The following is a 4,411-nucleotide window of genomic DNA, read 5'->3' on the forward strand; positions in this document are numbered from 1 at the left end:
ATAAATTAAAATTATAAAAGTCTTTACTTAATGATAAATTTAATTAAAGGGTATTTTAATAGTTACATAAGCTGTATAATAGCATAATCTTGTAAAAAAATAATTTTAATTTCATAATTTTTTATTTTTGTTCTTTAAACGGGAAATAGCACTAACTATACATCTCATTCAGCCTTGCTTCAACAGTTTCATCATTTAAATAGTCATCGTATTCCATTTCTTTTTCTAAAATACCTTTTGGTGTAATTTCAATTATTTTATTTGCAATTGTTTGAATAAATTCGTGGTCGTGTGTTGTGAATAAAATTGTTCCGTTAAATCTTTCCAGCGATTTATTTAACGATGTAATTGATTCAAGATCTAAGTGATCTGTTGGGTTATCTAATAATAGTACGTTTGCATTGGATAGCATCATTTTTGAAAGCATGCAACGAACTTTTTCCCCTCCAGAAAGTACTTTGGCCTTTTTTTTCGCCTCTTCTCCTGAGAATAACATTCTTCCTAAGAATCCACGTACATATTCTTCGTGCTGGTCAGGTGAAAATTGTCTTAACCAGTCAATCAATGACAAATCTATATCTTCAAAAAATTCAGAGTTGTCTTTTGGGAAATAACTTTGAGAAGTTGTAACTCCCCATTCAACAGTTCCTGAATCTGGTTCTAGTTCCCCAGCTAGAATTTGGAAAAGAGTAGTCTTTGCAATGTCATTTTTTGATAAAATAACAACTTTATCCCCAGTATTTATCGTAAAGGAAATATTGTTAAGAACTTTTTCGCCATCAACAGTTTTGGTTAAGTTCTCAACTTTTAACATATTGTTTCCAGCTTCTCTTTCAGGCTTGAACTCAATGTATGGATATTTTCTGTTAGAAACCTGCATATCTTCAAATTGTAATTTTTCAAGCTGTTTCTTACGGCTTGTAGCCTGTTTTGATTTTGAGGCGTTGGCAGAGAAACGTGCAATAAAATCTTGCAATTCCTTTTTCTTTTGCTCCATCTTCTTATTTTGGTTTCTGATTAATTCTTGCATTAATTGATTTGATTCGTACCAGAAATCATAGTTTCCAACAAACATTTTAATTTTTCCGTAATCAATATCAGCAATATGAGTACAAACCTTGTTTAAAAAGTGTCTATCATGTGAAACTACAAGTACAGTTGTATTTTCCAAGTCCATCAGAAAATCTTCTAGCCATTTTACTGCATGCAGGTCAAGTCCGTTTGTAGGCTCATCTAATAATAATATGTCAGGATTTCCAAAAATAGCCTGTGCAAGTAGAACCTTTACTTTTTCAGGTTCTGTTAACTCTTTCATCAGTTTATGATGAAGTTCAGAAGGAATTCCTAAACCGATAAGGAATTTTTCAGCATTAGTTTCAGCTTCCCAACCGTCTAGCTCTGCAAATTCTCCTTCAAGTTCAGCCGCTAAGTTTCCGTCTTCTTCTGTAAATTCAGTTTTTGCGTATAGGGCATTTTTTTGCATCATAATATCGTATAATTTTGCATGTCCCATCATTACTACATTTAGCACTTCTTCATCTTCGTAAGCAAAGTGATCCTGTTTTAAAAATGATAACCTTTTATTTTTTTCTATAATAACTTCTCCAGAAGTAGAATCAAGTTCTCCAGTTAATACTTTCAAAAAAGTTGATTTTCCAGCTCCATTCGGTCCAATGATACCGTAACAGTTTCCTTCTGTAAATTTAATATTTACTTCATCAAAAAGTTTTCGTCCACCAAACTGGACAGATAAATTACTTGTTGAAATCAAAAAAATTTCCTCCTTAAATATTTATATTTTACTTACATTATATCAAAAATTTTTACTAAAAACAAAATAAATTTATTTAAAACCTTTATTTTTTTCAAAATAATTGGTAAAATATACGAAAGAAAAATTTTAAAATGATAGAATGGGGAAAATTATGAACAAGACAAATTTTCATACTCACAATTACCGATGTGAACATGCCATTGGAAATGTGGAAGATTATGTAAAAGTAGCAATTAGAGAAGGTTATACTGAACTTGGAATATCAGATCACGCTCCAATGTCTGAGTATTATGAAAATAACAGAATGAAAGAAGAAGATTTTGACGGATATTTGAAGGAAATAGAAGAAGCACAGGAAAAATATGGAGATAAAATCAAGATTTATAAATCACTGGAGATTGAATATTTTCCAGAATTTATTGAAAAATACGATAGATATAGAGAAAAATTAGATTATCTTGTTTTAGGACTGCATGCCTTTAGAAAAGACGGAGACAGTACAAATTATAATGCTTGGAAGATACAGACAGGGGAAGATGTGCTAGCTTATGCGAAATATATGGTTGAGGCTATAGAAAGTGGTAAATTTGACTACATTGCACATCCAGATTTGTATGTAATAAATTATCGGACTTGGGATGAAAAATGTGAAAAAGCAGCGCACATGATTTCAAAAGCGGCAGAAAAAATGGATGTACCGCTTGAAGTAAATGCAAACGGAATAAGAAAAACATTTGAAAGACATCCAGACTGGGACAGATATATGTATCCATACAAGGAATTTTGGGAAATTGTGAAGCAGTATAATGTTAGAACGATAATTGGTTCGGATACACACGATTTTAACAGAATGGAAGATAAAGAGATGGAAATTGCAAGAGAGTTTGCAAAAGAAATTGGGTTGAATGTGATTGAGAGTATTTTTTAAATAAATAAAAAATAAGCTTTAGGAGGAAAAAATGGATAATAGTTTTAGATTTTTAAAAGGTTCAAAAATGATACATCCTACAACAGGAATAACTTTGGAGTATTTGGATAAATCTGATGCGGTTTGTTTTGCGCTGTTTAACGAAACAAAAGAAAAAGTAATTTTAGTGAAACAGTTCAGACCAGGGTCTAAGGATTATGAAATTGAAGTTTGTGCTGGACTAATTGATGGAGATGAAAAGCCTAGAGTTGCTGCATTTAGAGAGCTGAAAGAGGAAACTGGGTATTTGGAAAAAGATGTGACAGATATTGAAGAGTTGCCACAAGGACTATATGTATCGCCAGGATACACAACTGAAAAATTATATTTTTTCAGTGCAAGACTAAAATCTGATGACATTAAGCCTATAGAGCAGTCACTCGACCATGGGGAAGAAGTGGAAGTAGTATGGGTCGATGTAAAGGATATTACAAAGGTGTCAAGAGATATGAAAACAATACTTGCAGTAACTTATTTTTCAAAAGAAGCTAAATAATTTTAATCTATAAATTAACTTTTGTACTAAAAAAGAAGGGAGGAGATTATGAAGATTTATTTACCGTTGCCTTTAATAATACTAATTTTTTATCTAATTTATGTAGTTTTTTTGGTAATTATGAAAAAAATTAGATTTAATGCAGAAAATTTGGAAGAACTGGATGGAGAATTTATATTTACTTTTATAAAAAGAATAAAAAAAGAACAGATATATTTCAATATTGATGAGGTTAAGATGTGCATTTTAACACGGATTTTTATTCACCAGGGAACTTTTAAAACGATAAATTTTAATATCTTTTTGAATGATGGATATAGCTTGAGATTGAGGAAAAAGAATGAATGTTTATTATTTTTGCAAGTATGCCGAGAGAAAAGGGAGGAGCTGTATCAGAAAATTCTAAGTATGATACCTGCAGATATGACAGTTATTTCAATTATTGAAAAAGAGCTTGATAATTTTAAACGTTAAACAACGTATGAAGGGGAAAAGAAGAATGGGTTTATGGAATTTTTTTAAGAAAAAAAGTGCAGTCAGGCGTCTATTTTTTGAATAAAAAATCCTCTATAGAGCTTGTAAAAAGTTTTTTGGAAATTTATGCAGATGAAATTAGCACAGTTTCAACAGAAGACGGGAATAAATTGACTGAAAAAACGAGGAAATTTTATTTTGAGCTAAATGACGGAAGAAAGATAACAATAGTCGTAAATCCAGATAGAAATTTTCTCTTAAAAGAAAAAATAGGAATAGAAATCTTTTTAGAAAAACTGAATTCAGAAAGTTTTAGAAATATAAGTGAAGAGGAGCTTTCTAAATATAACAAGCTATTTGTAACTGTAGAGGCGATTAATAAGTGAAAGATGAAGAGAAATTATTGGAAAAAACCACAAATTTTCTTGGAAAATTTCATAAATTTATTATACAGAAGAGCTTGAATCATTATCATTTTGACAACAGGAAGATGATTCAAAACCCTGAAAAATGGGAAGTTTCAGATTTTATTCCACCACTTTCAGAAAAAATCTTCACTGAATATAATTTAGAAATAACAAACAATGATATTGAAAGAAAGAATAAAAATATAGACAGAATAAAGCAGAACGGTCTTCCATATAATGAAAATATGGAAGAGATTATAATCCATACATAAATTTATAATGTTGGTTAAAAA

At 30.3% G+C, this 4,411-nt stretch carries 6 protein-coding genes; 5 read left to right on the forward strand and 1 reads right to left on the reverse strand.

The features are described 5' to 3' along the window. Positions 1-151: 151 nt before the first annotated feature. Positions 152-1,771: an ABC-F family ATP-binding cassette domain-containing protein gene (locus Q0370_RS07205; RefSeq protein WP_299573986.1), complete on the reverse strand. Its 1,620-nt coding sequence runs from the start codon at positions 1,769-1,771 to the stop codon at positions 152-154. Positions 1,772-1,925: 154 nt separating this feature from the next. Here Q0370_RS07205 and Q0370_RS07210 point away from each other — a divergent pair, with 154 nt between their 5' ends. From Q0370_RS07210 to Q0370_RS07230, 5 genes are all read left to right on the forward strand, one after another. Further along, entirely contained in the window at positions 1,926-2,702 is a 777-nt protein-coding gene (locus tag Q0370_RS07210; RefSeq protein ID WP_299573988.1) for a histidinol-phosphatase, read from the forward strand. A gap of 31 nt (positions 2,703-2,733) precedes the next feature. After that, positions 2,734-3,237, forward strand: coding sequence for an NUDIX hydrolase (locus Q0370_RS07215; protein ID WP_299573990.1), 504 nt, complete (start codon positions 2,734-2,736; stop codon positions 3,235-3,237). A 48-nt stretch (positions 3,238-3,285) separates the two neighbouring features. Next, the gene (locus Q0370_RS07220; protein WP_299573992.1) at positions 3,286-3,711 is read left to right on the forward strand and encodes a hypothetical protein; all 426 of its coding nucleotides are present in this window, start codon (positions 3,286-3,288) and stop codon (positions 3,709-3,711) included. Positions 3,712-3,788: 77 nt separating this feature from the next. Continuing rightward, positions 3,789-4,097 (forward strand): hypothetical protein, encoded by a 309-nt coding sequence (locus Q0370_RS07225; protein WP_299573994.1) that lies wholly within the window; start codon positions 3,789-3,791, stop codon positions 4,095-4,097. Continuing rightward, the gene (locus Q0370_RS07230; RefSeq protein WP_299573997.1) at positions 4,094-4,390 is read left to right on the forward strand and encodes a hypothetical protein; all 297 of its coding nucleotides are present in this window, start codon (positions 4,094-4,096) and stop codon (positions 4,388-4,390) included. Before Q0370_RS07225 ends, Q0370_RS07230 begins: the two co-directional genes overlap by 4 nt. The last annotated feature ends 21 nt before the right edge of the window (positions 4,391-4,411 follow it).

The sequence above is a fragment of the uncultured Leptotrichia sp. genome (genome assembly GCF_938036635.1).
GTDB lineage: Bacteria > Fusobacteriota > Fusobacteriia > Fusobacteriales > Leptotrichiaceae > Leptotrichia > Leptotrichia hongkongensis.